The 25,748-nt window shown below is 67.2% G+C and carries 32 protein-coding genes and 1 other RNA gene; 30 read left to right on the top strand and 3 right to left on the bottom strand.

Annotated elements, in window-relative coordinates; all coding sequences use genetic code 11:
• Positions 1-75: 75 nt before the first annotated feature.
• From ACQGNW_RS15390 to recO, 7 genes are all read left to right on the top strand, one after another.
• A complete protein-coding gene (locus tag ACQGNW_RS15390) occupies positions 76-1,554 on the top strand; it encodes a DegQ family serine endoprotease (protein WP_426664110.1) in 1,479 nt (492 codons plus the stop codon).
• A gap of 169 nt (positions 1,555-1,723) precedes the next feature.
• Positions 1,724-3,514: a translation elongation factor 4 gene (lepA, locus tag ACQGNW_RS15385; protein WP_426664109.1), complete on the top strand. Its 1,791-nt coding sequence runs from the start codon at positions 1,724-1,726 to the stop codon at positions 3,512-3,514.
• A gap of 28 nt (positions 3,515-3,542) precedes the next feature.
• On the top strand, positions 3,543-4,457 hold the full coding sequence (lepB, locus tag ACQGNW_RS15380) for a signal peptidase I (RefSeq protein ID WP_426664108.1): 915 nt from the start codon (positions 3,543-3,545) through the stop codon (positions 4,455-4,457).
• A 93-nt stretch (positions 4,458-4,550) separates the two neighbouring features.
• Complete coding sequence (locus ACQGNW_RS15375) at positions 4,551-4,934, top strand: DUF4845 domain-containing protein (protein WP_426664107.1); 384 nt, start codon at positions 4,551-4,553, stop codon at positions 4,932-4,934.
• A 24-nt stretch (positions 4,935-4,958) separates the two neighbouring features.
• Positions 4,959-5,621, top strand: coding sequence for a ribonuclease III (rnc, locus tag ACQGNW_RS15370; RefSeq protein WP_426664106.1), 663 nt, complete (start codon positions 4,959-4,961; stop codon positions 5,619-5,621).
• Between the two features lie 77 nt (positions 5,622-5,698).
• Positions 5,699-6,634, top strand: a complete 936-nt coding sequence (gene era / locus ACQGNW_RS15365; RefSeq protein ID WP_426664105.1) for a GTPase Era — start codon at positions 5,699-5,701, stop codon at positions 6,632-6,634.
• A gap of 16 nt (positions 6,635-6,650) precedes the next feature.
• Positions 6,651-7,361: a DNA repair protein RecO gene (gene recO / locus ACQGNW_RS15360; RefSeq protein ID WP_426664104.1), complete on the top strand. Its 711-nt coding sequence runs from the start codon at positions 6,651-6,653 to the stop codon at positions 7,359-7,361.
• Between the two features lie 27 nt (positions 7,362-7,388).
• Here the strand turns inward: recO and ACQGNW_RS15355 are convergent, their stop codons facing one another.
• Positions 7,389-8,099 carry a response regulator gene (locus ACQGNW_RS15355; protein ID WP_426664103.1) on the bottom strand — a complete coding sequence of 237 codons (711 nt, stop codon included), beginning with the start codon at positions 8,097-8,099 and terminating at the stop codon, positions 7,389-7,391.
• A 43-nt stretch (positions 8,100-8,142) separates the two neighbouring features.
• Here ACQGNW_RS15355 and ACQGNW_RS15350 point away from each other — a divergent pair, with 43 nt between their 5' ends.
• The 15 genes from ACQGNW_RS15350 (at position 8,143) to ACQGNW_RS15280 (ending at position 21,550) form a co-directional block, all read left to right on the top strand.
• On the top strand, positions 8,143-10,164 hold the full coding sequence (locus ACQGNW_RS15350) for a hypothetical protein (RefSeq protein WP_426664102.1): 2,022 nt from the start codon (positions 8,143-8,145) through the stop codon (positions 10,162-10,164).
• 192 nt (positions 10,165-10,356) lie between these two features.
• Positions 10,357-10,971 carry a YdbL family probable chaperone protein gene (locus ACQGNW_RS15345; RefSeq protein WP_426664101.1) on the top strand — a complete coding sequence of 205 codons (615 nt, stop codon included), beginning with the start codon at positions 10,357-10,359 and terminating at the stop codon, positions 10,969-10,971.
• Between the two features lie 80 nt (positions 10,972-11,051).
• Positions 11,052-12,401, top strand: coding sequence for a 23S rRNA (uracil(1939)-C(5))-methyltransferase RlmD (rlmD, locus tag ACQGNW_RS15340; RefSeq protein ID WP_426664099.1), 1,350 nt, complete (start codon positions 11,052-11,054; stop codon positions 12,399-12,401).
• A 134-nt stretch (positions 12,402-12,535) separates the two neighbouring features.
• Positions 12,536-13,060: a CYTH domain-containing protein gene (locus ACQGNW_RS15335; protein ID WP_426664098.1), complete on the top strand. Its 525-nt coding sequence runs from the start codon at positions 12,536-12,538 to the stop codon at positions 13,058-13,060.
• Complete coding sequence (gene nagZ, locus ACQGNW_RS15330) at positions 13,060-14,076, top strand: beta-N-acetylhexosaminidase (RefSeq protein WP_426664097.1); 1,017 nt, start codon at positions 13,060-13,062, stop codon at positions 14,074-14,076. Before ACQGNW_RS15335 ends, nagZ begins: the two co-directional genes overlap by 1 nt.
• Positions 14,073-14,621: a hypoxanthine-guanine phosphoribosyltransferase gene (locus ACQGNW_RS15325; protein ID WP_426664096.1), complete on the top strand. Its 549-nt coding sequence runs from the start codon at positions 14,073-14,075 to the stop codon at positions 14,619-14,621. Before nagZ ends, ACQGNW_RS15325 begins: the two co-directional genes overlap by 4 nt.
• A gap of 23 nt (positions 14,622-14,644) precedes the next feature.
• A complete protein-coding gene (locus tag ACQGNW_RS15320; protein ID WP_426664095.1) occupies positions 14,645-15,187 on the top strand; it encodes an NADPH-dependent FMN reductase in 543 nt (180 codons plus the stop codon).
• A complete protein-coding gene (locus tag ACQGNW_RS15315) occupies positions 15,184-15,936 on the top strand; it encodes an S-methyl-5'-thioinosine phosphorylase (protein WP_426664094.1) in 753 nt (250 codons plus the stop codon). The genes ACQGNW_RS15320 and ACQGNW_RS15315 overlap by 4 nt, the downstream gene beginning before the upstream one ends.
• A 193-nt stretch (positions 15,937-16,129) precedes the next feature.
• Entirely contained in the window at positions 16,130-16,336 is a 207-nt protein-coding gene (locus ACQGNW_RS15310; RefSeq protein WP_049620931.1) for a cold-shock protein, read from the top strand.
• Positions 16,337-16,655: 319 nt separating this feature from the next.
• Positions 16,656-17,390, top strand: a complete 735-nt coding sequence (locus ACQGNW_RS15305) for a copper homeostasis protein CutC (RefSeq protein ID WP_426664093.1) — start codon at positions 16,656-16,658, stop codon at positions 17,388-17,390.
• 218 nt (positions 17,391-17,608) lie between these two features.
• Positions 17,609-18,811: an enoyl-ACP reductase FabV gene (fabV, locus tag ACQGNW_RS15300; RefSeq protein WP_426664092.1), complete on the top strand. Its 1,203-nt coding sequence runs from the start codon at positions 17,609-17,611 to the stop codon at positions 18,809-18,811.
• 82 nt (positions 18,812-18,893) lie between these two features.
• Positions 18,894-19,245, top strand: a transfer-messenger RNA (tmRNA) gene (gene ssrA / locus ACQGNW_RS15295).
• Between the two features lie 162 nt (positions 19,246-19,407).
• Positions 19,408-20,622: a tyrosine-type recombinase/integrase gene (locus tag ACQGNW_RS15290; protein ID WP_426664091.1), complete on the top strand. Its 1,215-nt coding sequence runs from the start codon at positions 19,408-19,410 to the stop codon at positions 20,620-20,622.
• A gap of 118 nt (positions 20,623-20,740) precedes the next feature.
• Positions 20,741-21,082, top strand: coding sequence for a DUF4258 domain-containing protein (locus ACQGNW_RS15285; RefSeq protein ID WP_426664090.1), 342 nt, complete (start codon positions 20,741-20,743; stop codon positions 21,080-21,082).
• A 21-nt stretch (positions 21,083-21,103) separates the two neighbouring features.
• Positions 21,104-21,550, top strand: coding sequence for a helix-turn-helix domain-containing protein (locus tag ACQGNW_RS15280; protein WP_426664089.1), 447 nt, complete (start codon positions 21,104-21,106; stop codon positions 21,548-21,550).
• Positions 21,551-21,605: 55 nt separating this feature from the next.
• Here the strand turns inward: ACQGNW_RS15280 and ACQGNW_RS15275 are convergent, their stop codons facing one another.
• Positions 21,606-21,854 (bottom strand): hypothetical protein, encoded by a 249-nt coding sequence (locus tag ACQGNW_RS15275; RefSeq protein WP_426664087.1) that lies wholly within the window; start codon positions 21,852-21,854, stop codon positions 21,606-21,608.
• A gap of 387 nt (positions 21,855-22,241) precedes the next feature.
• Between ACQGNW_RS15275 and ACQGNW_RS15270 the strand changes: the two genes are divergently transcribed.
• The 3 genes from ACQGNW_RS15270 (at position 22,242) to ACQGNW_RS15260 (ending at position 23,103) form a co-directional block, all read left to right on the top strand.
• Complete coding sequence (locus ACQGNW_RS15270) at positions 22,242-22,514, top strand: hypothetical protein (protein WP_426664086.1); 273 nt, start codon at positions 22,242-22,244, stop codon at positions 22,512-22,514.
• An 82-nt stretch (positions 22,515-22,596) separates the two neighbouring features.
• Positions 22,597-22,827, top strand: a complete 231-nt coding sequence (locus ACQGNW_RS15265; protein ID WP_426664085.1) for a hypothetical protein — start codon at positions 22,597-22,599, stop codon at positions 22,825-22,827.
• A 39-nt stretch (positions 22,828-22,866) separates the two neighbouring features.
• A complete protein-coding gene (locus ACQGNW_RS15260) occupies positions 22,867-23,103 on the top strand; it encodes a hypothetical protein (RefSeq protein ID WP_426664084.1) in 237 nt (78 codons plus the stop codon).
• 78 nt (positions 23,104-23,181) lie between these two features.
• Here the strand turns inward: ACQGNW_RS15260 and ACQGNW_RS15255 are convergent, their stop codons facing one another.
• Positions 23,182-23,394, bottom strand: coding sequence for a DUF4224 domain-containing protein (locus tag ACQGNW_RS15255; RefSeq protein WP_426664083.1), 213 nt, complete (start codon positions 23,392-23,394; stop codon positions 23,182-23,184).
• A gap of 293 nt (positions 23,395-23,687) precedes the next feature.
• On the opposite strand from ACQGNW_RS15255, the gene ACQGNW_RS15250 reads away from it, so the two are divergent.
• The 5 genes from ACQGNW_RS15250 (at position 23,688) to ACQGNW_RS15230 (ending at position 25,748) form a co-directional block, all read left to right on the top strand.
• Positions 23,688-23,957, top strand: coding sequence for a hypothetical protein (locus ACQGNW_RS15250; RefSeq protein WP_426664082.1), 270 nt, complete (start codon positions 23,688-23,690; stop codon positions 23,955-23,957).
• A 92-nt stretch (positions 23,958-24,049) separates the two neighbouring features.
• Positions 24,050-24,739: a hypothetical protein gene (locus ACQGNW_RS15245; RefSeq protein ID WP_426664081.1), complete on the top strand. Its 690-nt coding sequence runs from the start codon at positions 24,050-24,052 to the stop codon at positions 24,737-24,739.
• Positions 24,740-24,877: 138 nt separating this feature from the next.
• On the top strand, positions 24,878-25,126 hold the full coding sequence (locus tag ACQGNW_RS15240) for a helix-turn-helix transcriptional regulator (protein WP_426664080.1): 249 nt from the start codon (positions 24,878-24,880) through the stop codon (positions 25,124-25,126).
• Positions 25,123-25,452, top strand: a complete 330-nt coding sequence (locus tag ACQGNW_RS15235; RefSeq protein ID WP_426664079.1) for a helix-turn-helix domain-containing protein — start codon at positions 25,123-25,125, stop codon at positions 25,450-25,452. The genes ACQGNW_RS15240 and ACQGNW_RS15235 overlap by 4 nt, the downstream gene beginning before the upstream one ends.
• On the top strand, positions 25,449-25,748 hold the full coding sequence (locus ACQGNW_RS15230) for a hypothetical protein (protein ID WP_426664078.1): 300 nt from the start codon (positions 25,449-25,451) through the stop codon (positions 25,746-25,748). Before ACQGNW_RS15235 ends, ACQGNW_RS15230 begins: the two co-directional genes overlap by 4 nt.

The following is a 25,748-nucleotide window of genomic DNA, read 5'->3' as shown; positions in this document are numbered from 1 at the left end:
GCTCGCACCCGGTCCGTCCCGGCCGCGGGCGACGCGTGTCCGTTCCCTTGTTCGAAACGATACATAGGAGGCGTCATGAAATCGTCCATCCTGCGCAGCTCGAGCCTGAGTCTGCTGGTGTGCTGCGCCCTGGCCGGTGCGGTGCTGGCCGTGCCGAACGTGCGGGCCCAGCCGGCGCCGGCTGCGGCTTCCCTGCCGGATTTCACCGGTATCGTGCAGAAGAACGCGCCCGCCGTGGTGCAAGTGGAGGCGAAATACAGCGGCGGCGGCAAGCCCCGCGTGCGCAGCCTGTCCGGGCCGGGCGGCGTGCCGGATGATCCGCAGGCCGAGCTGTTCCGTCGCTTCTTCGGCATGCCGATGATGCCGTCACCGGCGGAGCAGGCGCACACCTCGCTGGGCTCGGGTTTCATCATCTCGGCGGACGGCTACATCCTCACCAACAACCATGTGGTCGATCACGCGGACAAGGTGATAGTGCGCCTGCAGGACCGGCGCATCCTCGACGCCAAGGTGGTAGGCACCGACCCCACCTACGACATCGCGCTGCTCAAGGTGAGCGCAGGCGGCAGCCTGCCCACGGTGAGCATCGGCGACTCGGGCAACCTCAAGCCCGGCCAATGGGTGCTGGCGATGGGCTCGCCATTCGGCTTCGACTACACCGTGACCCAGGGCATCGTGAGCGCGGTGGGCCGCAACCTCGGCAGCCAGGACCAGCCCTATACCTCGTTCATCCAGACCGACGTGCCGATCAACAAGGGCAACTCCGGTGGCCCGCTGTTCAACCTGCAGGGCCAGGTGGTGGGCATCAACTCGCAGATCTATTCCAGCACCGGCGGCTACCAGGGCGTGGCGTTCTCGATCCCGATCGACGTGGCGATGAACGCGGTGGAGCAGCTGAAGACCAAGGGCTACGTGACGCGCGGCCAGCTGGGCGTCGTGGTGCAGGAGGTCAGCGACGACATGGAGAAGGCCTACAAGCTGCCCGACGCCTCCGGCGCGGCGGTGGCCCAGGTGACTCCGGACAGCGGTGCGGAGAAGGCCGGCCTCCAGCCCGGCGACATCATTCTCGACTACGACGGCCACGCGATCCGCAGCCCTGCGGACCTGCCGCCGCTGGTGGGCCTGACCAAGCCCGGGACGCGGGTGCCGGTGGAGATCCTGCGCCACGGCAGGAAGCAGACCCTGCAGGTCAGCATCGGTGCGGCGCCGCGCGATCAGAACGCGGTGGACAACGGCGGCGCGATGCCGGGCGCGAGCAGCGGCAGCGCCGCGCTGGGACTCACCGTGCAGCCGCTGGACAACGCCACCCGCAAGCAGATGGACCTGAAGCCGGGGCAGGGGGTGCTGATCGGCGACATCACCGGCGACGTGGCGGCCCAGGCCGGCCTGCAGCCGGGCGACGTGATCCTGATGGTCGACCAGCAGCCGGTCGGCAGCGTGGCGGCATTCCGGGCCGCGACGAAGGACGTGAAGGCCGGTTCCACCGTGCTGCTGTTGGTGCGCCGCAACGGCCAGAACCGCTTCTTCGGCCTGACCGTGCCGGCCGACAAGTGATGCCGGACGACACGGAGGGCGGCGACGTCCTCCGTGTCGCCTGCGGGCGCGCGCGGCCTCGGGAAGGGCGTGCGGCGGCGACCCGCGGTTCACGGTTCCATGCGACAATACGGGGTTCGCGTCGCCGCTCCGGCGGCATACCCAAGGCAAGGCTGGCTCCCCGCGCTCCATGGAACTGATCCGCAACTTCTCCATCATCGCCCACATCGACCACGGCAAGTCCACGCTGGCCGACCGCATCATCCAGATCTGCGGCGGCCTGGCCGAGCGCGAGATGGAAGCGCAAGTGCTGGACAACAATCCGATCGAGCGCGAGCGCGGCATCACCATCAAGGCGCAGTCGGTGTCGCTGCCTTACAAGGCACGCGACGGCAAGACCTACCAGCTCAACTTCATCGACACGCCCGGCCACGTGGACTTCTCCTATGAAGTCAGCCGCTCGCTGGCCGCCTGCGAGGGCGCGCTGCTGGTGGTGGATGCCGCCCAGGGCGTGGAGGCGCAGTCCGTCGCCAACTGCTACACGGCCGTTGAGATGGGCCTGGAAGTGGTGCCGGTGCTCAACAAGATCGACCTGCCCACCGCCGATATCGAGAAGGTGAAGGGCGAGATCGAGGCGGTGATCGGCATCGACGCCACCGACGCGGTGGCGATCAGCGCGAAGACCGGCCTGAACGTGGTCGAGGTGCTCGAAGCCATCGTGGCGCGCATCCCACCGCCGAAGCCGCGCGACACCGACCGGCTGCAGGCGCTGATCATCGACTCCTGGTTCGACAACTACCTCGGCGTGGTGTCGCTGGTGCGGGTGATGCAGGGCGAGATCAAGCCCGGCGACAAGCTGCTGGTGATGTCCACTGGACGCACCCACGAGGTGGACGAGGTGGGCGTGTTCACGCCCAAGCGCAAGAAGCTGGAAAAGCTCTCGGCGGGCGAGGTGGGCTGGGTCAACGCCTCGATCAAGGACGTGCACGGCGCGCCGGTGGGCGACACGCTCACCCACGCAGGCAAACCTGCCGCCGAGCCACTGCCGGGCTTCCAGACCATGCAGCCGCGCGTGTTCGCCGGCCTGTTCCCGGTATCCGCCGACGATTTCCCGGCAATGCGCGAGGCGCTGGACAAGCTGCGCCTCAACGACGCCGCGCTGTTCTTCGAGCCGGAGAGCTCCGAGGCGATGGGTTTCGGCTTCCGCTGCGGCTTCCTCGGCATGCTGCACATGGAGATCGTGCAGGAGCGGCTGGAGCGCGAGTACGACCTCAACCTCATCACCACCGCGCCGACCGTGGTGTACGAGGTGCTGAAGACCGACGGCACGGTGCTGCCGCTGGACAACCCGGCCAAGCTGCCGCCGGTGCCGCAGATCGAGGAGATCCGCGAACCCATCATCGTGGCCAGCATCCTCACCCCGCCGGACTACATCGGCAACGTCATCACGTTGTGCGAGGAAAAGCGCGGCGTGCAGCGCTCGATCCAGTACCTGGCCAGCCAGGTGCAGATCACCTACGAGTTGCCACTGGCCGAGGTGGTGCTGGACTTCTTCGACCGCCTGAAGTCGGTGTCGCGCGGCTACGCCTCGATGGATTACCACTTCGAGCGCTTCGAGGCGGGCCCGTTCGTGCGCGTGGACGTGCTGATCAACGGCGACCGCGTGGACGCGCTGAGCCTGATCGTGCACCGCTCGCACGCGGACCGGCGTGGCCGCGAACTGGTCGAGCGCATGAAGGACCTGATCCCGCGCCAGCAGTTCGACGTGGCGATCCAGGCGGCGATCGGCGCGCAGATCATCGCGCGCTCCACGGTCAAGGCGCTGCGCAAGAACGTGCTGGCCAAGTGCTACGGCGGCGACGTCAGCCGCAAGAAGAAACTTCTGGAAAAGCAGAAGGAAGGCAAGAAGCGCATGAAGCAGGTTGGCCGGGTGGAGATTCCGCAGGAAGCCTTCCTCGCCGTGTTGAAAGTGGACAAGTAAGCGCGCCCCGCACCTCCAAGGAATCCGTATGGAATTCGATTTCTCCGCGATCCTCCTCGCCCTCACCGTGCTGTTCGGCGTGGTGTGGGGGCTGGACCGGCTGTTCTTCTACAAGAAGCGCAAGGCGCGCCTCGACGCGGCCGGCAGCGAGTACCGCGATCCGGCGCCGGTGGACTGGGCACGCTCGCTGTTCCCGGTGGTGCTGGTGGTGCTGCTGCTGCGCTCGTTCGTGGCCGAGCCGTTCCGCATCCCGTCCGGCTCGATGATGCCCACGCTCGACGTGGGCGATTTCATCCTGGTCAACAAGTTCGCCTACGGGCTGCGCCTGCCGGCGTTCAACACCAAGTTCCTCGATCTCGGCGAGCCGAAACGCGGCGACGTGGTCGTATTCCGCTGGCCAGGGTTCCTGTGCCGCGACGCCAGCGGCAAGCTGGTGCGCAGCGGCGACATCAGCTGCGCCGATCCGCATGCGCCGGTGCCGAGCCAGAACTGGATCAAGCGCGTGATCGGCCTGCCCGGCGACACGGTGGAGATCCAGGGCTCCGACCTGGTGATCAACGGCAAGCCCGTGCAGGCCGACGAGATCGGCCCCTACGTGGGCAACCCGCAGCGCGACGAAGAGCGCCTGATGCTGGACATGGGGGCCACCGTGTGGACCGAGCATCTGGTGCGCGAGGACGGCAAGGTGGTGAACCACACCATCGCGCGCATGCCCGCCTACACCACGCCCAATTCGATCCCGAACGCGGTGGTGCCGTCCAGGGTGCCGCCGGGCTGCTACATCGTGATGGGCGACAACCGCAACAACAGCACCGACAGCCGGTGGTGGGGCTGCCTGCCGGAGCAGGACCTGGCGGGCAAGGCCTTCATGATCTGGATGAGCTGGAAGGGCTGGGGTACCGGCGGCGTGGACTTCCACCGCATCGGCACGATCATCCATTGATGTGACGCGGCCGCGGATGCAGTTCGCGCGGGCGCTGGCATAATCGGCGCACACAAGTACAGCCGACCGCGCCGGTCGCATAGCGAGGGGACTATGAAAACGAGACAGTCGGGCGTGACCCTGGTGGGGTTCCTGATGATCCTGCTGGTGGTGGGCTTCTTCGGCTACATGGCGATGAAGCTGGTGCCGGCCTACAGCGAGTACGGCGGCGTGGTGAAGGCAATGAACGGCCTCGCCAGCGAGGGCACCACCGGCAAATCGCTGGACGAGATCCGCCGCGACCTGCTGCGCAAGATGGACTTCCAGTACGTGGACGACGCCACGGTCAAGCCGACCGACATCACGATCAGCCGCGACAGCGGCGGCACCAGCGAGCTGCACGTCGCCTACGACAAGGACATCCCGTTCATGTACAACATCGACTTCCTGCTGCACTTCGAGAAGACCGTGCCGTTGCAGGGCAACGTGAGCGAGTGAGCCGAAACCCGTGAGTCGTACCGCTTGACCCTGAACTACCGTTTCCGCGACCCCGGTCTCGCCGCGCTGGCGCTGACCCACCGCAGCGCCGGCAAGCCGAACAACGAACGTCTGGAGTTCCTCGGCGACGCCCTGCTGGGTGCCTTCGTGGCCGAGATGCTGTACGAGGCGCATCCGAAGGCCAGCGAGGGCGAGTTGTCGCGTCTGCGCGCGCAACTGGTCAACGGCCAGGCGTTGGCGGCGATCGCACGCGAACTGGAACTGGGCGATGCGCTCAAGCTCGGCCCCGGCGAGCTGAAGAGCGGCGGCTTTCGCCGCGATTCGATCCTGGCCGACGCGTTCGAGGCTTCGCTGGCGGCGGTGTTCCTCGACGGCGGCCTCGATGCCTGCCGGCAGCTGGTGCGCGAGCTGTTCGGCGAGCGCATCGCCGCGCTGCAGCGCTCCTCCAAGGATGCCAAGACCCGGCTGCAGGAATGGCTGCAGGGTCATGGCCATGCGCTGCCGCAGTACGAGCTCATCGACAGCCGCGGCGAGGACCACGCCAAGATCTTCGACGTGCGCTGCACGGTGGCCGAGCCCATGCCTTTCAGCGCCGAGGCCAGCGGCTCCAGCCGTCGCCAGGCCGAACAGGACGCCGCCGAGGTCGTGCTGGCCCGCCTGGCCGGGCAGCAGTCGCGCACTTCCTGAGCGTGCCCGCGCCGGCCGCCGTCAGGCGCGATCCGGCGCACTACAATGCCGCATACCTGCCCGAGTACCTTTCCCCCATGGATCATTCCATCGAACCCGGCGCCGACGCCGCGCTGCCGCACGCCGACTACCACTGCGGCCTGGTGGCGCTGGCCGGCCGCCCGAACGTGGGCAAGTCGACCTTGCTCAACGCGCTGATCGGCTTCCGCCTCTCCATCGTCAGCCCGCGCCCGCAGACCACCCGCCACCGCATCCTCGGCATCGCCAGCAGCGAGGCGGGGCAGATCCTCTACGTCGACACGCCGGGCCTCCACCGCGGTGCCAAGCGCGCGATGAACCGCAGCCTCAATCGCGCCGCGCGCGCGGCGATCAGCGACGTGGACCTGGTGGTGCAGGTGATCGAAGCCGGCCGCTGGACCGACGAGGACGAGGCTCTGTACGCCGCCCTCACCGAGCAGAAGGCGCCGCGCCTGCTGGTCATCAACAAGGTGGACCTGAGCAAGGACAAGGGCGCGCTGCTGCCGTTCGTGGCCTCGCTCAGCGAAAAGCACACCTACGACGAAATCCACTACGTCAGTGCGCTGAAGAAGAAGGGCCTGGCCGAACTGGAGCGCGCCATCCGCGGCCGCCTGCCGGTGCGTCCGCCGGTCTACGGCGAGGACGAGATCACCGACCGCAGCGAACGCTTCCTCGCCGCCGAGATGGTGCGCGAGCAGCTGATGCTGCGGCTGGACCAGGAGCTGCCCTACGCCACCACGGTGGAGATCGAGCAGTTCAACGACCGCCCCGACGGTGTCGCCGAGATCCATGCGGTGATCTGGGTGGAACGCGACGGTCAGAAGGCCATCGTGATCGGCCAGGGTGGCGCCCAGCTCAAGGCCATCGGTACCGCCGCGCGCCGCCACATGGAGCGCCTGTTCGAGCGCAAGGTCTTCCTCAAGCTGTGGGTGAAGGTGCGCGAGGGCTGGGTGGACGACGAGGCGATGCTGAAGAAGTTCGGCTACACCGACTGACGCCTGCCGGGCCGCGATGCGCCTCGACCAGCAACCCGCTTACGTGCTGCACGCGCGGCCCTATCGCGAGACTTCGCTGTTGCTGGAATGCCTCACCCGCGACCATGGCCGGCTCGGCGTGGTGGCGCGCGGGGTGCGCGGCGAACGGGCGAAGCTGCGGCGGGCGCAACTGGAACCGTTCCAGCCGCTGGCGCTCGACCTGCTGCTGCGCGGCGAGCTGGCCACGCTGGCCGCTGCCGAGACGGTGGGCATGCCGCTGCGGCTGGCTGGCGACCAGGGCCTGGCCGGGCTTTACCTCAACGAACTGGTGGTGCGCCTCACGGCGCGGCAGGACGCCCATCCGGCGCTGTTCGACGCCTATGCGCAGACGCTGGCGCGGCTGGCCGCCGGCGAATCGGCGTCGTGGACGCTGCGCCGTTTCGAGCGCGACCTGCTGGAAGCGATCGGCTACGGCCTGCAGCTGCGCCACGAAGCCGGCGGCGAGGAGGCCCTGCAGGCGCAGGCGCACTACCGCTACGACGTGGAACAGGGCGCGCTGCGCTGCGGCGCCGGCACCGCCCACGCCGTGCGCGGCGCCGATCTGCTGGCGCTGGCCGAGGACCGCATGCCGGACCGCGAGGGCGTCGCGGCGTTGCGGCGGCTCATGCGTGACGTGATCCGCTATCACCTGGGCGGTGGCGAACTGCGCGCCTGGCGGGTGCTGGCAGGCGTGCGGCCGCAGCGCTGAAGCGGCGCCGGTCCCGGCGAACCCCAGTCAGGTGTCCAAGGCCTGCAGGGTGATCTGCACGGCGCCGCGGAATTGTGCGACGGCCGGAGCGGCGGCGTGCGGCTGCTCGCGCAATCGCCGTTGCAGATGCGTCACCTCGGCGGCAAGCGCGGCCGCGCCGCAGAAGCCGCAGGACGAGCGCAACCGGTGCAGGCGGTCGTCCAGCGCCGCCGGATCGCAATCCGGCATGCCCAGTTCCTGGTACAGCAGGGCCAGTTCGCCACGCAGCAGCTGGCGCAGTGCCTGCATGGTGGCGGCATCGCCGCTGGCGCGCAGGGCCGCCGCGTCGTCCAGCACCGGAGCGAAGCCCGGCAGCAGGGCCAGCACGCGCTGCAGCTCGGCGATGCCGCAGGGCTTGCCCAGCACGTCGCCGAAGCCGGCGGCAAGCAGCTCGCCACGCACGGCGGCATCCAGCTCGGCGGAACTGGCGACCGCAAGGCTGCCGGCGGAGCCGGCCTGGCCATCGGCGCGCAGGGCGGCCAGCACCTCGCGGGCGCCGGCGCCGGGCATGCGGCAGTCCAGCAGCAGCAGGTCGAAGGCTTCGTCGCGGGCCAGTTGCAGCGCCTGCGCGCCATCGCCGCAGTCCGCCACCTCGGCGCCCAGTGCACGCAATCCGTCGCAGAGGAAGCGGCGGCTGGCCGGATCGTCATCGGCCACCAGCACGCGCGGTGGGAGGGATGCGGCGGGGCTGGCTGGCATGACCGGGTCCTTGGTTCAGCTGGTTTTGGCAGAATGGCCCGACATGCGATCGACATCAAGCCACCTGCTGCTGTGCCTGCTCCTGCTGCTCGGCCTCGGCCTGGCGCAGCCGGTGCAGGCGGACATCACGGTCGTCGCGAAGCAGCTCAGCCTGCCGGGCCTGAGCCTGCAGGACCTGAACGCGCAGCTCAGCGAGGACCCGGCGGGCGGGCTGCACCTGCAGCTGCAGGCGAGCCAGGCGGACGTCGCCGCGGTGGGCTGGCGGCACGTGGGCCTGCGTCTGGACGGCCGGCTGCAGCGCGATGCGCAGCAGCGCTGGGTGTTCGACGGCCGGGTGCAATTGCGTGGCGCGCCGGGCGGTGCGCTGGGCAATGCCCAGCTGACCTGGGCGGTGAACCCCGGCTCCGACACCATGCAGGTGGAGCTGCGGCAGGACAAGGCGCAGGCCACCGCGTGGCTGCCGCTGGACCAGCCCAGCCATGCACAGGTCAGCCTGCGCCAGCTGCCGGCCGGCTGGCTGCAGGGGCTGCTCGGTACGGTGTGGTCGGGCCGGCTCACCGGCGGCCGGCTGGACGCCGACCTCGCGCTGGACGCGAGCGGCACGGGCGTGCAGTCGTCCGGCCAGTTCACGCTGGCCGGCGTGGGCTTCGACACCCCGAGCGGCACGCTGGCGGGGCAGGGGGTCGGCGGCAAGGGACGCTTCGGCTTCGACAGCGGCGACGACGGTGCGCGGATCGGCCTGCAAGGCAGCCTGGCCGGCGGCGAGCTGCTGCTGGGGCCGCTGTACGCGAAGCTGCCTGCGCACCCGGTGCAGCTGGATGTCAACGCGCACGCCCGGCGCGGCGTGCTCGAGCTGGAACGGCTGCGTTTCGACGACGCCGACGCGCTGCAGCTGGACGGCGCGCTGGCATTCGACGCCAAGGGGAACCTGCAGAAGCTGCAACTCGACCGCTTCCACGCCAGCTTCCCCGCCGCCTACCAGCGCTACGGCCAGGCCTGGCTGGCCACGCTGGGGCTGCGCGATCTGCGCTCCTCCGGGCACCTGAGCGGCAGCCTGGACCTGGGCGGCAACGGCCTGCGGGCGTTCGCGTTCGACACCGAAGGGCTGGACCTGGCCGACGGCGACGGCCGCTTCGCAGTGAGTGGCCTGCATGGCGGCCTCGACTGGTCGGCACAGGGCGATCGCCCCGCCACCACGCTGGGCTGGCAGGGCCTGCAGTTCTACCGCATTCCCCATGGCGCCGCGCAGTCGCGCTGGCAGAGCCGCGGCGGCACGCTGGCGTTGCAGCAGCCGCTCGTCGTGCCGGTGCTGAAGGGGCAACTGCGGCTGACGAGCCTGGACTGGCGCCCGGCGGCGGCGAAGGGCCAGCGTCTTGCCACCAGCCTCACCGTCACCGGCGTAGACATGGCCAGCTTCAGCCATGCGCTGGGCTGGCCGTCGTTCCCCGGCACCCTGGGCGGGGCGATCCCCTCGCTGCGCTGGGTCGGCGACCGTTTCGAGCTGGAGGGCGGCCTTACGGTGAACGTGTTCGACGGCTTCGTCGATGTCACCCATCTCTCGCTGCAGCAGCCGTTCGGCAATACGCCGGTGCTGGCCGGCGATATCAGCCTCAACCAGCTCGACCTCGGTGCGATCACCAGCGTTTTCGATTTCGGCAGCATCACCGGCCGGCTGGATGGCTCCATCGACGACCTGCGCCTGGTGAACTGGAGCCCGGTCGCGTTCAAGGCCTCGCTGCTTGCCGGCGGTGGCGGACGCATCAGCCAGCGCGCGGTGAACAACCTCACCACGGTGGGCGGCGGCGGCCTGGCCGGCGGCCTGCAGGGCGCGATGCTGAAGCTGTTCAAGACCTTCGCCTACAAGCGCATCGGCCTCAGTTGCACGCTGAACGGCGCGGTCTGCCAGATGGGGGGGCTGGAGAGCAACGAGGGCGGCTACACTATCGTCGAAGGCAGCGGCCTGCCGCACCTCGAGGTGGTGGGCCACCAGACCCGGGTCGACTGGCCCACCCTGGTGCGCCGTCTGCGCGAGGCGGTCAGCGGCCGCGCGCCGGTGGTCCGCTGAGAGGCCGCACATGGGCAGCCTCTCGGCGCGTCCAAGGATGGATGGTTGCGAATCGGTCACGGCATGTGGCTGATTCCGCCGGGGCGTGTACGGGCCGGTGCCGGACGCGCCAATGGAAAGTCCCATGGGATGCGGAATTTTTCCCTGAAGCCGAAACGCGATCGTCCCCGTCGCCGTTCACAGGAGTGCCACATGCGCAAGCTCGCCCGCACCACTCTCGCCATGCTGGCCGTCATGCTGGTGGGTTGCGTCACGATCAACGTCTACTTTCCCGAGGCGGCGGCGCAGAAGGCCGCCGACCAGTTCATCGGCACGGTGCTCGACGGCAGCGGGCACAAGACGCCGCCTGCAGCGGACAAGAACGCGCCCGCGCAGGACAACCCGCCGCCGGCGCACCAACCCTCGGCGATGCTGCTCGACCTCCTGGTGCCGGCAGCATACGCCGCCGACGTGCCGAACCTGCGCGTGCAGACGCCGGCAGTGCAGGCGATCCACGACCGCATGCGCGCACGCTTCCAGGGTTCGCTCAAGGCCCTGCTCGACAGCGGTGCGGTGGGCTTCACCCATGATGGCATGGTGGCCATGCGCGACGCTGCCAAGGTACCGCTGTCCGCGCGCGCCCAGGCGAATGCCACCGTGGCCGACGAGAACCGCGACCGCGCCGCGCTGTACCGCGAGATCGCCAACGCCAACAACCATCCCGAATGGGAGGCGCAGATCCGCGCCACTTTCGCCCAGACCTGGATCGAGCACGCGCACGCCGGCTGGTACTACCAGGACGCCTCCGGCGCGTGGCGGCGCAAGTAGGGCGGAGCGGTGCGGGCACCGGGCCGCGCATTCGGCGATAATGCCCGGTCTGCCCTTGCCGTGTCGTAGCCCCGCAGACCATGTCCCGATCCAACTCCCGCTCCCGCGCGCCCGCGGTGGAGCTCGAAGCTGACATCACCGACCTCGGCCACGACGGCCGCGGCGTCGCCCGCATCGACGGCAAGGCGGTGTTTGTCGCCGGTGCGCTCGAGGGCGAACGCGTGCGCCTGCGCATCCGCAAGCGCCACCGCCATTTCGACGAGGCCGAGGTGAGCGAGGTCGTCGTGGCCTCGCCGCATCGCGTCCAGCCGAGGTGCCCGCACTTCGGCCAATGCGGCGGCTGCTCGCTGCAGCACCTGGACGCGGCGGCGCAGATTGCCGCCAAGCAGCGCGTGCTGGCCGACAACTTTGCGCGCATCGGCAAGGTGGAGCCGGCGCAGTGGCTGCCGCCGCTCGTCGGCGAGCCCTGGGGCTATCGTCGCAAGGGGCGACTTTCGGTACGCGCGGTGGCAAAGAAGGGCCGCGTGCTGGTCGGTTTCCGCGAAGAGGCCAACCCGCGCTACGTGGCCGACATCCGCCATTGCGACGTGGTGCATCCCGCGCTGGGATCGAAGATCGAGCTGATCGGCGACCTGGTCGGCGCAATGGACGCCGCCGCGGACATTCCCCAGATCGAGTTTGCCGCGGGCGACGACACCGTGGCGCTGGTGTTCCGCCACATGCAGCCGCTGAGCGAAGGCGATCGCGCGACGCTGGCCGCGTTCGGCCGGCAGCACGGCTTCGCGATCTACCTGCAACCGGGCGGCGTGAGCAGCGTGCATCCGCTGTGGCCGGAGGCGCCACGGCTGGCGTTCAAGCTGTCGCCGGGCGGCGGCGCGCAGGACGTGGAGCTGGAATTCCAGCCGCTGGACTTCGTGCAGGTCAACGCCGGCATGAACCGCAGGATGATGGCACGCGCGATGGAGCTGCTCGATCCGCAGCCGACCGACCGCGTGCTGGACCTCTTCTGCGGGCTGGGCAACTTCACCCTGCCGATCGCGCGCCGCGTGGCCGCGGTGGCCGGCGTGGAAGGCGAGCACGGCCTGGTCGAGCGCGCCGGCGAGAACGCGCGTCGCAACGGCATCGCCAACGCCAGCTTCCACGTCGCCAACCTGTTCGAGGACCAGCGCGGCGCCGACTGGGCGCGCCAGCCCTGGGACAAGCTGCTGCTCGATCCGCCGCGGGCCGGTGCCGACCAGGTGCTGGCCTACCTGCCGCACAAGGCAACCAGCCGCATCGTCTACGTCTCCTGCCATCCCGCCTCGCTGGCCCGCGACGCCGGCATCCTGGTCAACCAGCACGGCTTCAGGCTCAGCGCGGCGGGCGTGATGGACATGTTTCCGCACACGGCGCATGTCGAATCCATTGCCCTGTTCGAGCGGTCTCCATGACCGCTAAGGCCGGCAAGCGGCGATCCATGGAGTAGCCCCGCATCCATCCATGGAATGCGAAAGTCAAAAATGCGGCCATCCTTGGCCGCACTCTTCATGAAAACCACGCTCCGGGCGCGACGCAACTACTGACTATGGGCATCGAGATCGAGAGGAAATTCCTGCTGCGCGACGACAGCTGGCGTGCGCAGGTCGAGCGCAGCGAGAGCATCGCGCAGGGTTATCTGGTCGGCGCGGCGGCGCTGGCGGCCGGGCACGCGCGTGCCTCGGTGCGGGTGCGGCGGGCGGGGGACGAGGCCTGGCTCAACATCAAGGCGGCGCGGCTGGGCGTGGAGCGCGCCGAGTACGACTACGCGATTCCGCCCGATGACGCCGACGAACTGCTCGCCACGCTGTGCGGCGGGGTGTTGAGCAAGCGGCGCCATCACGTCACGGTCGATGGCGCGCCGTTCGAGATCGACGAGTTTCTGGGCGACAATGCCGGCCTCGTGGTGGCCGAGGTGGAGCTGCCGCGGGCGGACGCGCCGTTTCCGCGGCCGTCCTGGCTGGGCCGCGAGGTGAGCGCGCTGGCGCGCTACTACAACGTCAACCTGATCGCGCATCCGTACGCCCGCTGGACGCCGGCCGAGCGCGACGCCAACGATGGAGCGGATGCCTGATGCTGCTGATCGGCCTGGCCGGGCTTGAAGTCGCCGAACGCGAGCGCGCGTGGCTCGCCGCGCCCGGCGTGGCGGGCGTGATCCTGTTCGCGCGCAACTACGCCGACCGTGCGCAGCTGATGGCGCTGTGCGAATCCATCCGCGGGATCGGCGGCGAGGAACTGCTGATCGCGGTGGACCAGGAAGGTGGCCCGGTGCAGCGCTTCCGCGACGGCTTCACCCGGCTGCCGGCGCTGGCGCGGATCGGCGAGGCATACGACCGCGATCCCGGCGAAGCCGTGCGCCTCGCCGAGGAACATGCCTGGGTGATGGCCAGCGAATTGCGTGCCAGCGGCGTGGATTTCAGTTTCGCGCCGGTGGCGGATCTGGCGCGCGGCAACGCGGCGATCGGCGTGCGCGCCTTCCACGCCGACCCCGCCGTGGCCGCCGAACTCGCCACGGCCTACGTGCGCGGCATGCACCTGGCCGGCATGGCGGCGGTGCTGAAGCACTTCCCCGGCCACGGCTCGGTGGCCGCCGACACGCACAAGGCGCAGGCCATCGATCCGCGCCTGCTGGAGGACATCCGCCGCGACGATCTCCGCCCGTTTGCCGAGTGCATCGCGGCGGGGGCGGAAGCGGTGATGATGGCGCACGTGGTCTATCCCGCCGTGGACGCGCAGCCGGCCGGCTACTCGCGAGCCTGGATCGGCGAGATCCTGCGCGGCGAACTGGGCTTCACCGGTGCGGCGATCAGCGACGACATCAGCATGGCGGCGGCAGGCGTGGCCGGCGGTGTGGCGGAGCGCGTGCGGGGCCACCTGGACGCCGGCTGCGACCTCGTGCTGGCCTGCTTCCCCGAGGTGGTGGACGAGGCCGTCGCCGCCGTCGCCGGGCGCACGCCGGCACACCCCGAGCGGCTGGTTCCGCTGCGCGGCGCGATCGGCGCCAGTTGGGAAAGCCTCACCGACAACCCCCAGCGCGACCGTTTCGTCGCGCGCATCACGGCGCTGGACGCCGCACAGGGCAACGCATGAACGAGACGCTTCCCTCCCTCCGCGACGCGCTGGCGCACGCCGACGTGCTGTTCGAGCGCGCGGAGATCGAGACCGTGATCGCCGACCTCGGCCGGCAGATCGACGCCGCGCTGGATGGCGAGCGCGCGGTGTTCCTCACCGTGATGAACGGCGCGCTGATGTTTGCCGGGCAACTGGCGCTCTCGATCCGCACCGACCTCGAATTCGACTACGTGCACGCCACCCGCTACCGCGGCGCCACCTCCGGCAGCGACCTGCACTGGCTGCGCGAGCCCGTGGCGAACCTCGCCGGGCGCACCGTGCTGCTGGTGGACGACATCCTCGACGAGGGCCAAACGCTGAAGGCCGTGCGCGACGACTGCCTGCGCCGCGGCGCGAAACGGGTGCTGATCGCCAGCCTGTGCTGCAAGGATCACGACCGCCTGGTCGAAGGCATCGCCTCCGACTTCAACGGCGTGGTGCTGCCGGATCGCTACGTGTTCGGCTACGGCATGGACTATCACGAGCAGGGTCGCAACCTGCCGGCCATCTACGCGTTGCGCTGAACGGCGCATCCACGGGAGTCCGCATGAACATTCTCGGCATCTCCGGCAGCCTGCGCCGGGCGTCGTTCAACACCGCGCTGCTGCATGCCGCGCAGGAGCTGTTGCCGGCGGACGCGACCCTTGCCATCCATGACCTGCATGGCTTGCCGCTGTTCGACCAGGACGTGGAACAGCAGGGCGATCCCGCGCCGGTTGCCGCGCTGAAGGATGCCGTGGCGCAGGCCGACGCGCTGCTGCTGGCCTGCCCGGAGTACAACGGCGGCATCACCGGCGTGCTGAAGAACGCCGTCGACTGGATCTCGCGCCCCGGTATCGCCCGGCCGTCCGCACCGCTGGCCGGCAAGCGCGTGTGCATCGTCGGTGCCAGCCCCGGCGTCACCGGCACGGTACGCGCGCAGGACCAGTTGCGGCTGGTGCTGCGCCGCGCCGGTGCGGTGGTCGAGCCGCAGGGCGAGGTGCTGGTGTTTCAGGCGCACACCAAGATTGCCGACGGCCGGCTGGCCGACGAGCGTACCCGCGAACTGCTGGCGCGCCATCTCCACAACTTCCTCGGAACCTTCGCATGAGCGACCATCCGATCGACCTCGCCGTGATCGGCGGCAGCGGCCTGTACCAGTTCCAGGGACTCGAGAACACCAGCCGGCGCGCGGTGGAAACCCCGTTCGGTGCGGCTTCTGGCGAGATCGTGCTGGGCGATTTCGGGGGCAAGCGCGTGGCCTTTCTCGCCCGCCACGGCGAGAGCCACAGCCTGCCGCCGCACCGGGTGAACTACCGCGCCAACCTGTGGGCGCTGCACAGGCTCGGCGCACGCACGGTGGTCGGCGTCAACGCGGTGGGCGGCATCCGCGCCGACATGGGCCCGCGCGCCATCGTGGTGCCCGACCAGCTGATCGACTACACCCACGGCCGTTACACCAGCTTCTGCGACGTCGAAGGCGCCGAGGTGAACCACATCGATTTCAGCGAGCCGTACACCGCCTCGCTGCGCCATCGACTGCTGCAGGCCGCACGCCAGGCCGGCATCGCTGCGATCGATGGCGGATGCTACGGTGTCACCCAAGGGCCACGGCTGGAGACCCGCGCCGAGATCGCGCGCATGAAACGCGACGGCTGCGACCTGGTCGGCATGACCGGCATGCCCGAGGCGGCACTGGCGCGCGAGCTGGGGCTGGACTATGCCTGCCTTGCCCTGGTGGCGAACTACGCCGCCGGCTGCGGTGACGAGGCCGAGATCAGCATCGAGGAGATCTTTGCCCACCTCGCCGCAGCCACCGCGGAGGTGCCGCGCCTGCTCGATGCGATGCTGCGCGCGTGATCGCGCGTCACCGGATTGCTGCATGATCCGTCCCCGTGTGCCGGACATGGGGTTTAGCGCAGGGAATCGGCAAGCGCATATTGCGCTTTGCCTTGAAACATGTTGATACTTTCCGGGCACCAGGACGGTGAGCCAGGGGGATGGTTCGAGCTCGGTCGGGTGCGCCCTGTCCATGCTTCCAGAGGTTCCAGCAATGCGTTTCGGTACGGTCAAGTGGTTCAACGACGCCAAGGGCTTCGGTTTCATCGCGCCCGAGGACGGTGGGGAGGACGTGTTCGTCCATTTCTCGGCGATCAATTCCAAGGGCTTTCGCAGCCTGCAGGAAGGCCAACGCGTGAAGTTCGAAGTCACCCAGGGGCCGAAGGGCGCCCAGGCTTCGGGCGTCGAAATCGCAGGTTGATCTCCGTCTGCCGGGCATCCGTTCCGGCCATGCAGTGAAACCAGGCCCCGCGCCAAGGCGCGGGGCTTTTCGTTTTCCCATTGAGGAGTGCAGCCATGGATGGCTGCCCGTTTGATTTCCGCGATCATGGAGGATCGCAAAGGATTCGGCAGTGCAGCCATGGATGGCTGCCCGTTTGATTCCCGCGATCATGGAGGATCGCAAAGGATTCGACAGTGCGGCCATGGATGGCTGCCCGTTTGATTCCCGCAGTCATGGATGATCACCAAGAGACCGCGCGACCGGTGTCCCCGTGAACCTCGAAGAGCATCCATCCGACATGAGCGCACGCCTGCTTGAAATTGCCGCCAACTCCGTGGCGTCCGCGCTGGCCGCGCAGACGGGTGGGGCAGGACGGGTGGAGCTGTGCGGCGCACTGGAACTGGGGGGCCTCACGCCCTCGTACGCCACCGTCGCAATGGCGCGCGAGCGGCTGCGCATTCCGCTCTACGTGCTGATCCGCCCGCGCGCCGGGGACTTCCTCTACGACGACGACGAATGCGAGGCCATGCGCCGCGACATCGAGACGTGCGTGGCGCTGGGCTGCGACGGCGTGGTGCTCGGCGTGCTCGACGCCGACGGCGACGTGGACATGGAGCGCTGCTGTGGCCTGATCGCCGCGGCGGGCCACCTCGGCGTCACCTTCCATCGCGCCTTCGACCTGGTGCGCGACCCGCGCCGCGCGCTGGACGACGTGATCGCGCTGGGCTGCGAACGCGTGCTCACCTCCGGTGGCCAGGCCAGCGCGATGGAAGGCGCCGTGCTGATCCGCGAGCTGATCGCGCAGGCCCGCGGTCGCATCCGCATCATGCCCGGCGCCGGCGTCACCGAGCGCAACATCGCCGCACTCGCCGCGGCCACCGGTGCGCGTGAAATCCATGCCTCCGCCAAGCGGCAGCTGCCTTCGGGCATGCGTCATCGGCCGTCGTCGCTGACCGACATGCAGGGCGGCGAACTGCGCAGCGACGTGGAGCAGGTACGCGCGCTGGTGCGTGCGATGCAGTCCGTCGACTGAGCCCGTGTCGGTTGCCCCGTTCCTTTCCGGAAGCCGTGCAGCGCCGGACCGGGGCGTACAAACCGTAGCGCGCAAGCAACCTCCGTACGCTCACCCCGGCTCTCTCCCGGCGGGGAGGACCAGCGCCTGCCACGGGCCGCAACACTCCCTACCGCAGCGCATGTTCCCCCGGCTTCGCTAAGATGCCGCTTTGCATTTCCCTTGCGGAGCGAGTCCCAGTGATCATCAAACCCAAAGTGCGCGGTTTCATCTGTGTCACGGCCCACCCGGTCGGCTGCGAGCACAACGTGGCCGAGCAGATCGCCACCACCCGGGCCGCCATCCACGACGGCGGCCTGGGCCCGAAGCGCGTGCTGGTGATCGGCGCCTCCACCGGCTACGGCCTCGCTTCGCGCATCACTGCCGCGTTCGGCTACGGCGCCGCCACGCTGGGCGTGTTCTTCGAAAAACCCAGCAGCGAGGACAAGACCGGCACCGCCGGCTGGTACAACTCCGCCGCATTCGACAAGGCGGCCAAGCAGGCCGGACTGTACGCGAAGTCCATCAACGGCGACGCCTTCGCCCACGAGACCCGCGCGCGCGCCATCGAGATCATCAAGAACGAGATGGGCGGCCCGATCGACCTGGTGGTCTACTCGCTGGCCTCACCCGTGCGCAAGCTGCCGGACACCGGCGAGGTGGTGCGCTCCGCGCTCAAGACCATCGGCCAGCCGTTCACCAACACTTCGGTCGACACCAACAAGGACACCGTGATCGAGGCCACCATCGAGCCGGCCACCGAGCAGGAGATCAAGGACACCGTCACCGTGATGGGCGGCGAGGATTGGGCGCTGTGGATCGACGCGCTGAGCCAGGCCGGTGTGCTGGCCGACCATGCCAAGACCATCGCCTACAGCTACATCGGCACCGAGATCACCTGGCCGATGTACTGGCACGGCACGCTGGGCCAGGCCAAGCAGCACCTCGACAACACGGCGAAGCAACTGCGCAGCCGTCACCCTGGCCTCGACGCGTACGTGGGCGTGATGAAGTCCGTGGTCACCCAGGCCAGCGCCGCCATCCCGGTGATCCCGCTGTACGTCTCCATCGCCTTCAAGGTCATGAAGGAAAAGGGCATCCACGAGGGCTGCATCGAACAGATCAACCGCCTGTTCCACGACCGCCTGTACCGCGCCGACGGCGCCACCGCGCCAACCGACGACGAGGGCCGCGTGCGCCTGGACGACTGGGAACTGCGCGACGACGTGCAAACCCCCTGCAAGACCCTCTGGCCGACCGTCACCACGGAAAACCTCAGGCAGGTCACCGACTATGCCGGCTACAAGCACGAGTTCCTGAAGCTGTTCGGCTTCGACCGGGCGGACGTGGACTACGACGCCGAGGTGGACGCGGACCGGCGGTTCGATTGCGTGGAAATGTAAGGAACGATGCACGGGAGCGGCGCACCGCATTGAAGCCTCGCGCCGCGACCCCATATACTTGTTCGGCCATACCGTTTTCCCCGGGGGTGTACTGGCTTCGACGGGGGTAGTGAGATGGCTTGGTGCATGCCGAGGGGGCAGCTTTCCTCGTTAATCCAGCCGCAAACTCATAGTTGCCAACGACGACAACTACGCTCTGGCCGCTTAAGGCCTAGCCCCGAACCCGCTTGTGCTCGTGCTCGCCGGTGTAGGGTCATTATCACGGGATCGCCCGAAGCCGCCGCCTGTCGGCCAGGGTCAAATCAAGCAGGCTGGTCCTTCGATGCGCTTCGCACATCGTGCTGTCGCGGGACGAGATCCAACGGTGAGCTAAGCATGTAGTACCGGGCGTCAAGCGCCTTCGGACGCGGGTTCGACTCCCGCCACCTCCACCAACAAGCCGTCCAACGGCATCCAATAAAGGCCGGAAACCCCAGCAATACCAAGGGCTCCGGCCTTTTTCTTGTCTCATACGGTCTATCGCGGTCATTGAAAGCTACCGTCTGATGGCGGTAGATTCGCCGGTAACCGGCCTACCGTCAGAGGGGGTTACCGTCATGGCGCTTACCGACACAGCAATCCGCAAGGCCAAGGCCTCCGACAAGCCGCAGAAGCTCACCGACGGTGCCGGCATGTACTTGCTGCTGAACCCGAACGGCTCCAAATGGTGGCGCTTGGACTATCGCCACAACGGCAAGCGCAAGACGCTGAGCCTGGGCACCTACCCCGACACCGGCCTTGCTGATGCCCGCGACAAGCGCGACGCGGCTCGCAAGCTGCTGGCGGCAGGGATAGACCCCAGCGAGCAGCGCAAGGCCGAGAAAGCGGCAGGGGAGGAACGGGCGGCCAACAGCTTCGAAGTGGTCGCCCGCGAGTGGCTGGGCAAGCAGACCTGGGTTGAGCATTACCGGGTCAAGGTTGAGGCGTGGATGGCGAACGACGTCTATCCGTACGTCGGTGGACGGCCCATAGCCGAGCTGTCCGCACCTGAGTTCCTTAGGGTAGGGCGCCGGATGGAGGAGCGCGGTGCGCTGGAGTCGGCGCACCGGGTGTTGCAAACCTGCGGCCAGGTCATGCGCTACGCGATCGCCACCGGACGGGCCGACCGGAACCCCGTGGCCGACCTGAAAGGCGCCATCGCCTCGCCGGCAGAGCGCCACCATGCCGCCATCACAGACCCTGCCGTCCTGGGTGGGCTGCTGCGTGCCATCGAGGGCTACACGGGCGATATCACCACGCGGGCAGCCTTGAAGCTGTCGGCCCTGCTATTTGTCCGCCCGGGCGAGCTTCGGCATGCGGAGTGGGCAGAGTTCGATCTGGACGCGGGCGAGTGGAACATCCCTGCCGGCAAGATGAAGATGCGCCAGCCGCACCTGGTGCCGCTGTGCGAGCAGGCGGTGGCGATCCTGCGCGAACTGCACCAGCTGACCGGGCGAGGCCAGTACGTGTTTCCGGGTGGCCGCTCGCCGCGGCGCCCGATGAGCAACAACGCGATCAATGCCGCCTTGCGACGCATGGGCTACGGCACCGACACCATGACGGCGCACGGCTTCCGCGCCACCGCACGCACGATTCTGGACGAAGTTCTGGGCTACCGTGTGGACTTCATCGAGCACCAGCTGGCGCATGCCGTGAAAGACCCGAACGGCCGCGCCTACAACCGCACGGCACATCTGCCGGAGCGGCGGAAGATGATGCAAGGCTGGGCCGACTACCTCGATGCGCTGCGTGCCGGCGGGAACGTGGTGGCGATCAGGACGAAGGCGGGTTGAGCGCGCGCTGATGCATGCTCGTTATGGCTTTGCTGCCAGCCAATAACTGAACGAGTCACGGGGTAGGCCTAAAGTCGGGGTTGCATCTTGCCGACAAACCTATAGATACTATATGTCCATGGGTGATGTGATTCCGTTCCATGGCCGGCCATCGCTGCCGGAAGCGGTGAGCCGTGAGGATGCGGCCACTCTAGTGCGCGAGGTAATTGAGGATAGCGCACGGATCATTTGGACCCAGCATGCGCTAGATCGCATGTGGGATCGCGGCATAAGTGACCGTCAGGTGTTGCAAGTGCTTCGTCGTGGAGAAGTCATCACTGATCCCTCACTAAGCGACGATCGGAATTGGAAGTTCACCATGGAGGCTGACACGGCCGGCGACATCGTCCGCGTCGTTCTTGCTCTTGACACTGACAGGATGGGAAATTTTGTCGTCGTCATCACTGTGATTGCTGCCTAAGTAAGGCTGAGGAGGCATTTTATGTACTGTTACCGGGGCGTTGGCCTCGATAACGTGTATCTCCAGAACGGGTACACGACCCGCACCCTTTCGTCGGGAGAAGAGGCCGTTTCGATCCATGATCTGGAAGGTCTTCACGCCGCAATAGCAAGGGAACTCGTGGAGATGAGTGGAGAAATGGACGGCAAGATATTTCGCTTTCTGCGTAAGTACGCAGACATGGCGCAACGCGCTGTTGCTGAGCTTATGGATGTAACAGTGCTTACCGTTTCGAACTGGGAGCGCGATGTTCACCCCGTTCCCACGGCGGCAGCGCTGCTCCTCCGTGGCCTAGTGAAAGAGATTCTTTCAGGGAATGCGGAGCTCAAGAAGGCCGTGGACCGCTGCAACCAGCTCGATCGCAAAATGCGTGAATTGGAGCGACTTCAGTTCGCCGACACTGAGCATGGTTGGCAACGAGCCGCGTGACCAAGATGAACTGTCCGCAGACGCCCCGCCCCGCGCGGGGCTTCTGCTTTCTGGGCTACGCGCCGTCCAAGTAGCTGTCGATCATCGCTCGCGCCCGAGCAAGCGCTTCATCCTCGGTGCCGCCGTCTGCGTGGTTCTTGCCCGGCGCGATAGCCGCTGGGAGATTGGTGGTGACGGCGCGCTGGAACCCAGGCCGTCTGCGCCACTCTTCGGACAAGACGAAGTTGGCCCTATAGCCGTCGGTCGTGATGTCGTAGCCATACCGAATCGCGATGCCGCGATACTCAGCTGTCTTGTGCGACATGGCGGACCTCGGATCGACGCTCATGAATGGAGCTGGACATGCGCTATGCCTCTATCTGCGATCGCCGGAGAGAGCAGTGGGTGCGCGGGCTATGTGCCGCCCCTTCATTTTATGTTGGACGGTAGCACTGCACCATCAAGCCGCCGATCCTTCACGCGCTACCCTAGTACGATGAGGGGAAACTGGCAGGCTGCTCCCAACATCAGAAGACATATGGCTATTCGCTGCCCTCGGCTCATCCTCTTGGCAACGGCGGCTGCCTCCTGCAGCACTGATTCGTTCGCGTAGGGCGTGAGCCCATAGCCAGATGGGCTGGACCGCCATAGCAGGACAGTGCCCGCAGCGTTGAGTAGCAGTCCCAGGACCGCAAGCGCCTTGGCAATCATCATGGAAATCTCCACTTCGCTGACGCAGAACGACGTCGACCTGCTATTCCAGGTCGAGCACAGGTGTCACGAAACTATCGACCTCGATATCGCTGGCCGTTTCGTGGTGCTTGGATTCCTACGCCCGATACCTGATGAAGCGGCTACGCAATCGCTTACCTCGACCGGAGTCGACGGGCATCGGATCTATCTCGACCTGACCATGGAAGGGCGCACATTCCTTGCCGCAATACGTGACGGGATGAACGGCTTTCGAGAGTGGAAGCCGGAATAAGGCGCTGCGGTGCGCGGGCAGCTTGCGGGTCCAGAGCCTCCGCGCGACCATCGGATCAGCTAACAGGGTGGGGAGTTCAGGCATGGCCATTTTGGTTCCGTTGATCGATGAGCAGGGCCGGGACTTCGAAGCCCAGGTTGAGACCCGCGAAGAGGATGGCCGGGTCGTCTGGAGCGGCGTGTGCTGGGATAGCGGCTACCCGGTCGGGCATGCGATTTCCGGTGTGTCGGCGAGCATGGCCGACGTCCATGGAGACGTGCAGGCCAAGGTCCGAGCTGAAGGCATTCACGGCGGCCGGCGCAACAAGGACTGACATCACGCTGCGACCCTGACGCTGTCGCGCCCTTCGAGGATGGCGCGCACCATCGACGCATTGAAAAAGATGGGAGACTCACGCATGGTTCTGACACCTGAGCAGCTGCACAGCCTGAAGAGGCTCGATGTGTGGCCGAGGCTGGATGCGGTTCCAGAGGAACACATCCGGCTGTTTCGAGAGCTTGGCCTCGTCGTGGATATCCTGGGCGGCCAGGGCTGCAAACCGAACGATCGCGGGCATCGGGTCATCCTGTCCGGCGGAAAGGTCGACTGACATCACGCCGCCACCGCCTGCCGGTGCTCGACCGGATCGAGGGTCACGCGCGGTCGCGCGCACAGTGGGCACCCCACGTCAGACTAGGTCCCTTGCCTTGTTCGGCCGCCACTCTGGAATCGCTGGCGCCACCTCCTTGTTGCCCTCCACCGCGGCCCTGGTGACCACGGGCCAGCCGTTCAGATCTATGTAGTGCCGGATGCCATTGCGGCACAGGAACGCCACCTGCTTTGCCTTCATCCTGCTGCGGCACAGCTCGGTAATCTCGTCGCGGGATAGGCACAAGCTCATACCTTCGATCTCTGCTCACGGCGCTTGACTGTGGATGGTAGCGGGAGCAGGATCACGTCGCCCCCGCCAATTCGGGGGCCAGGTTTGGCGACCTGATAGTTACGGGGCGCAACGGCGCCGATGGCGCTTTTTTTGTGTCCGTTGCGTCATGCCCACTTTTATGGGGGCGTGCGGGGCAGCCTTCGGGCTGGCCGGTTACCTCGTACACCGGTTCGCCAACCCCGCACGACCCCGCCACAGCCGCAACGGCTTGGCGGTTCCTTCAGCACGAACTGCAGAGGTGGAGCATGACGATGAAGCCGAACAACGCCGCTCTGAAAAGCGCCCGGTTCAAAGCGAAAGCCGACTGGGGCCAGGAGAAGTCACGCATGAGCTCTAGGATTGCTGGTGGTGATCGGATGGCCGCCGTATTGGCGGACGCTATGGAGCTGCCAGAGGCAGAACGTGTAGAGCTCGCCCAAATGCTTTCGCGCTTCGTGAATTGCGGTCTCTGGCTTGACTCGGAGAGTGTGCGGGCCGGGGGCAACGAACGCATACGCACCCTGTTCCAGGCCATCGCCTGAGCTTTTGAAGCCGCGCCTAGGCTGATCCCCGAATACCGGGCACCTTCCCCGGCTGGCGCGGCTCCTCATTGAAGGGCGCAGAGGTGTGCGCAATGAACAAGCCGCAAGCTGCCATTGCCTATATTCCGGCAAGCAAGCCGTTTTTTAAGCTTGACGAAGCGGCCAAGCTTTTGGCGCTGGCTAGGTTTCCGCATGTGGAAGATGGTGTCGACTTCGACGCCCTGGATCAGGCCATGCTACGTGCTTATGCCGACGAGCAATTCATCGGCGCTCTGAAGGATGCGATACGCACGGGCAGCATCACGGCGCGCGATCCGGTGACGAACTTGGCGGTTTCTGCGACTGATATCCGACTGCAGGTAAGCGCCGAGCAACTGCTTCTGTCTCGCGACGACCTCATGAGCTTCGCGCGCGGGGCACTGCTGGTAGTTGTGGAAGAAGATGGCGACCAGCAGGCGACCATCTCGCCGTCCGGCACGGACGACCGTCTTCCTGAGACAAGCGAAAGCACCGGTGTCCGCCCAGGACGAAAAAGGGTTGACGCCATCGGAAGGGAGATCCTGGAGGCTATTGCGGAAATCCAAAACAGTGATACGCGCACGATCGTTGATGTGCACAGTGTCATGCTCAAGCTGATGGCCCGGGCGGGCAAGGAGGGAAGCTGTGTCATCGCCGCTGACAGATCGGAATTTAGCGTCACTTGGCAGAAGCTAGGTAGCTCGCCGCGCACCTTGGATCGTGAGCTACTGCGGAAGCGCCTGGGCAATTTTGAAGGAGCCTAACCCGGAGCCTAGCGTGCGGAATGGAGGCTAACTGGAAGCTAGGAAGCTTACCGGAGCCTAAGACCGACGCCTTGTTGCGCACCCGAAGTTGTGTGCTATTTGAATCTCCACCTCAGTCAATGAAGTGGAGTTCAGTCCATGCAAAACCATGCAGTTCCGCAGACCATGCACGGCGCGCAGGAGGCGCAGCGACCGAGGCGCCTGATCCGCATCCGCGAGGCCACTCAGCGCACAGGCCTGTCCAAGGCCATGGTCTACCGCCTCATCGCGGCCGGCCAGTTCCCCCGCCAGATCCGCCTCACCGAGCGCACTTCCGCCTGGGTCGAGTCAGAAGTCCAGGCTTGGGTGGATAGCCGCATTGCGGCCAATCGGGGGATTGCGGCATGAGCCTTCCCCTAGAACGACGAAGCCCGCGCGAGGCGGGCAACGAGGTGGTTTGTCTTGGCGGACACCATCAGTCTAGCACCGCGGCGCAGATCAGCAACACCAGCACCCAGGCGCAGCGCCAGCGTCTTCTGGATCACCTTCAGAAGGGGGCCATCGACACCATTACCGCGCGTCGTGATTTGAACGTCATGCACCCAGCCATGCGCATCAAGGAGTTGCGAGAGGCTGGCCACAACATCCAAACGGTTCGTGTCGAGCAGCACGATGATCAGGGTCGCAAGCACCGCAAGGTGGCCCTGTATGTCCTGCATGGAGGCGCCGCATGAACACGGTGACCTTCCTCCAAGACGCGCGCCACGAGCGTCGCATCCGGGACCTCGGCGAGGCCTGCATCACCGCCCAAGCGCTTGGCGACCGCAACGCGGCATCAGCACTCTGGGAGCAGATGCGCCAGGCCATCGCCGAGCGTTCCCCGGAACAGATCCGGCGCATGGAGGCGCCGATGGGCCTACGCATACGCCGGCAGGTCAAGTCGAAAATCATCGCTGGGTTCTGCCACGGCGTTGTTCCTGCCGCGGTCGTGGAATCCACGTTTCGCCTCCTCGACCTGCAGGGGGTGTGA

The organism is Rhodanobacter aciditrophus, from assembly GCF_050026795.1.
GTDB lineage: Bacteria > Pseudomonadota > Gammaproteobacteria > Xanthomonadales > Rhodanobacteraceae > Rhodanobacter_A.
Note: the sequence above shows the minus strand (reverse complement) of the source record. Positions and strands in the feature narration are given on the sequence as shown.

Excerpts from the sequence above, each read along its gene's own strand:
- ACQGNW_RS15390 (WP_426664110.1), top strand. The coding sequence starts at position 76 with ATGAAATCGTCCATCCTGCGCAGCTCGAGCCTGAGTCTGCTGGTGTGC.
- lepA (WP_426664109.1), top strand. The coding sequence starts at position 1,724 with ATGGAACTGATCCGCAACTTCTCCATCATCGCCCACATCGACCACGGC.
- lepB (WP_426664108.1), top strand. The coding sequence starts at position 3,543 with ATGGAATTCGATTTCTCCGCGATCCTCCTCGCCCTCACCGTGCTGTTC.
- ACQGNW_RS15375 (WP_426664107.1), top strand. The coding sequence starts at position 4,551 with ATGAAAACGAGACAGTCGGGCGTGACCCTGGTGGGGTTCCTGATGATC.
- era (WP_426664105.1), top strand. The coding sequence starts at position 5,699 with ATGGATCATTCCATCGAACCCGGCGCCGACGCCGCGCTGCCGCACGCC.
- recO (WP_426664104.1), top strand. The coding sequence starts at position 6,651 with ATGCGCCTCGACCAGCAACCCGCTTACGTGCTGCACGCGCGGCCCTAT.
- ACQGNW_RS15355 (WP_426664103.1), bottom strand. The coding sequence starts at position 8,099 with ATGCCAGCCAGCCCCGCCGCATCCCTCCCACCGCGCGTGCTGGTGGCC.
- ACQGNW_RS15350 (WP_426664102.1), top strand. The coding sequence starts at position 8,143 with ATGCGATCGACATCAAGCCACCTGCTGCTGTGCCTGCTCCTGCTGCTC.
- ACQGNW_RS15345 (WP_426664101.1), top strand. The coding sequence starts at position 10,357 with ATGCGCAAGCTCGCCCGCACCACTCTCGCCATGCTGGCCGTCATGCTG.
- rlmD (WP_426664099.1), top strand. The coding sequence starts at position 11,052 with ATGTCCCGATCCAACTCCCGCTCCCGCGCGCCCGCGGTGGAGCTCGAA.
- ACQGNW_RS15335 (WP_426664098.1), top strand. The coding sequence starts at position 12,536 with ATGGGCATCGAGATCGAGAGGAAATTCCTGCTGCGCGACGACAGCTGG.
- nagZ (WP_426664097.1), top strand. The coding sequence starts at position 13,060 with ATGCTGCTGATCGGCCTGGCCGGGCTTGAAGTCGCCGAACGCGAGCGC.
- ACQGNW_RS15325 (WP_426664096.1), top strand. The coding sequence starts at position 14,073 with ATGAACGAGACGCTTCCCTCCCTCCGCGACGCGCTGGCGCACGCCGAC.
- ACQGNW_RS15320 (WP_426664095.1), top strand. The coding sequence starts at position 14,645 with ATGAACATTCTCGGCATCTCCGGCAGCCTGCGCCGGGCGTCGTTCAAC.
- ACQGNW_RS15315 (WP_426664094.1), top strand. The coding sequence starts at position 15,184 with ATGAGCGACCATCCGATCGACCTCGCCGTGATCGGCGGCAGCGGCCTG.
- ACQGNW_RS15310 (WP_049620931.1), top strand. The coding sequence starts at position 16,130 with ATGCGTTTCGGTACGGTCAAGTGGTTCAACGACGCCAAGGGCTTCGGT.
- ACQGNW_RS15305 (WP_426664093.1), top strand. The coding sequence starts at position 16,656 with ATGAGCGCACGCCTGCTTGAAATTGCCGCCAACTCCGTGGCGTCCGCG.
- ACQGNW_RS15290 (WP_426664091.1), top strand. The coding sequence starts at position 19,408 with ATGGCGCTTACCGACACAGCAATCCGCAAGGCCAAGGCCTCCGACAAG.
- ACQGNW_RS15285 (WP_426664090.1), top strand. The coding sequence starts at position 20,741 with ATGGGTGATGTGATTCCGTTCCATGGCCGGCCATCGCTGCCGGAAGCG.
- ACQGNW_RS15280 (WP_426664089.1), top strand. The coding sequence starts at position 21,104 with ATGTACTGTTACCGGGGCGTTGGCCTCGATAACGTGTATCTCCAGAAC.
- ACQGNW_RS15275 (WP_426664087.1), bottom strand. The coding sequence starts at position 21,854 with ATGTCGCACAAGACAGCTGAGTATCGCGGCATCGCGATTCGGTATGGC.
- ACQGNW_RS15270 (WP_426664086.1), top strand. The coding sequence starts at position 22,242 with ATGGAAATCTCCACTTCGCTGACGCAGAACGACGTCGACCTGCTATTC.
- ACQGNW_RS15265 (WP_426664085.1), top strand. The coding sequence starts at position 22,597 with ATGGCCATTTTGGTTCCGTTGATCGATGAGCAGGGCCGGGACTTCGAA.
- ACQGNW_RS15260 (WP_426664084.1), top strand. The coding sequence starts at position 22,867 with ATGGCGCGCACCATCGACGCATTGAAAAAGATGGGAGACTCACGCATG.
- ACQGNW_RS15255 (WP_426664083.1), bottom strand. The coding sequence starts at position 23,394 with ATGAGCTTGTGCCTATCCCGCGACGAGATTACCGAGCTGTGCCGCAGC.
- ACQGNW_RS15250 (WP_426664082.1), top strand. The coding sequence starts at position 23,688 with ATGAAGCCGAACAACGCCGCTCTGAAAAGCGCCCGGTTCAAAGCGAAA.
- ACQGNW_RS15245 (WP_426664081.1), top strand. The coding sequence starts at position 24,050 with ATGAACAAGCCGCAAGCTGCCATTGCCTATATTCCGGCAAGCAAGCCG.
- ACQGNW_RS15240 (WP_426664080.1), top strand. The coding sequence starts at position 24,878 with ATGCAAAACCATGCAGTTCCGCAGACCATGCACGGCGCGCAGGAGGCG.
- ACQGNW_RS15235 (WP_426664079.1), top strand. The coding sequence starts at position 25,123 with ATGAGCCTTCCCCTAGAACGACGAAGCCCGCGCGAGGCGGGCAACGAG.
- ACQGNW_RS15230 (WP_426664078.1), top strand. The coding sequence starts at position 25,449 with ATGAACACGGTGACCTTCCTCCAAGACGCGCGCCACGAGCGTCGCATC.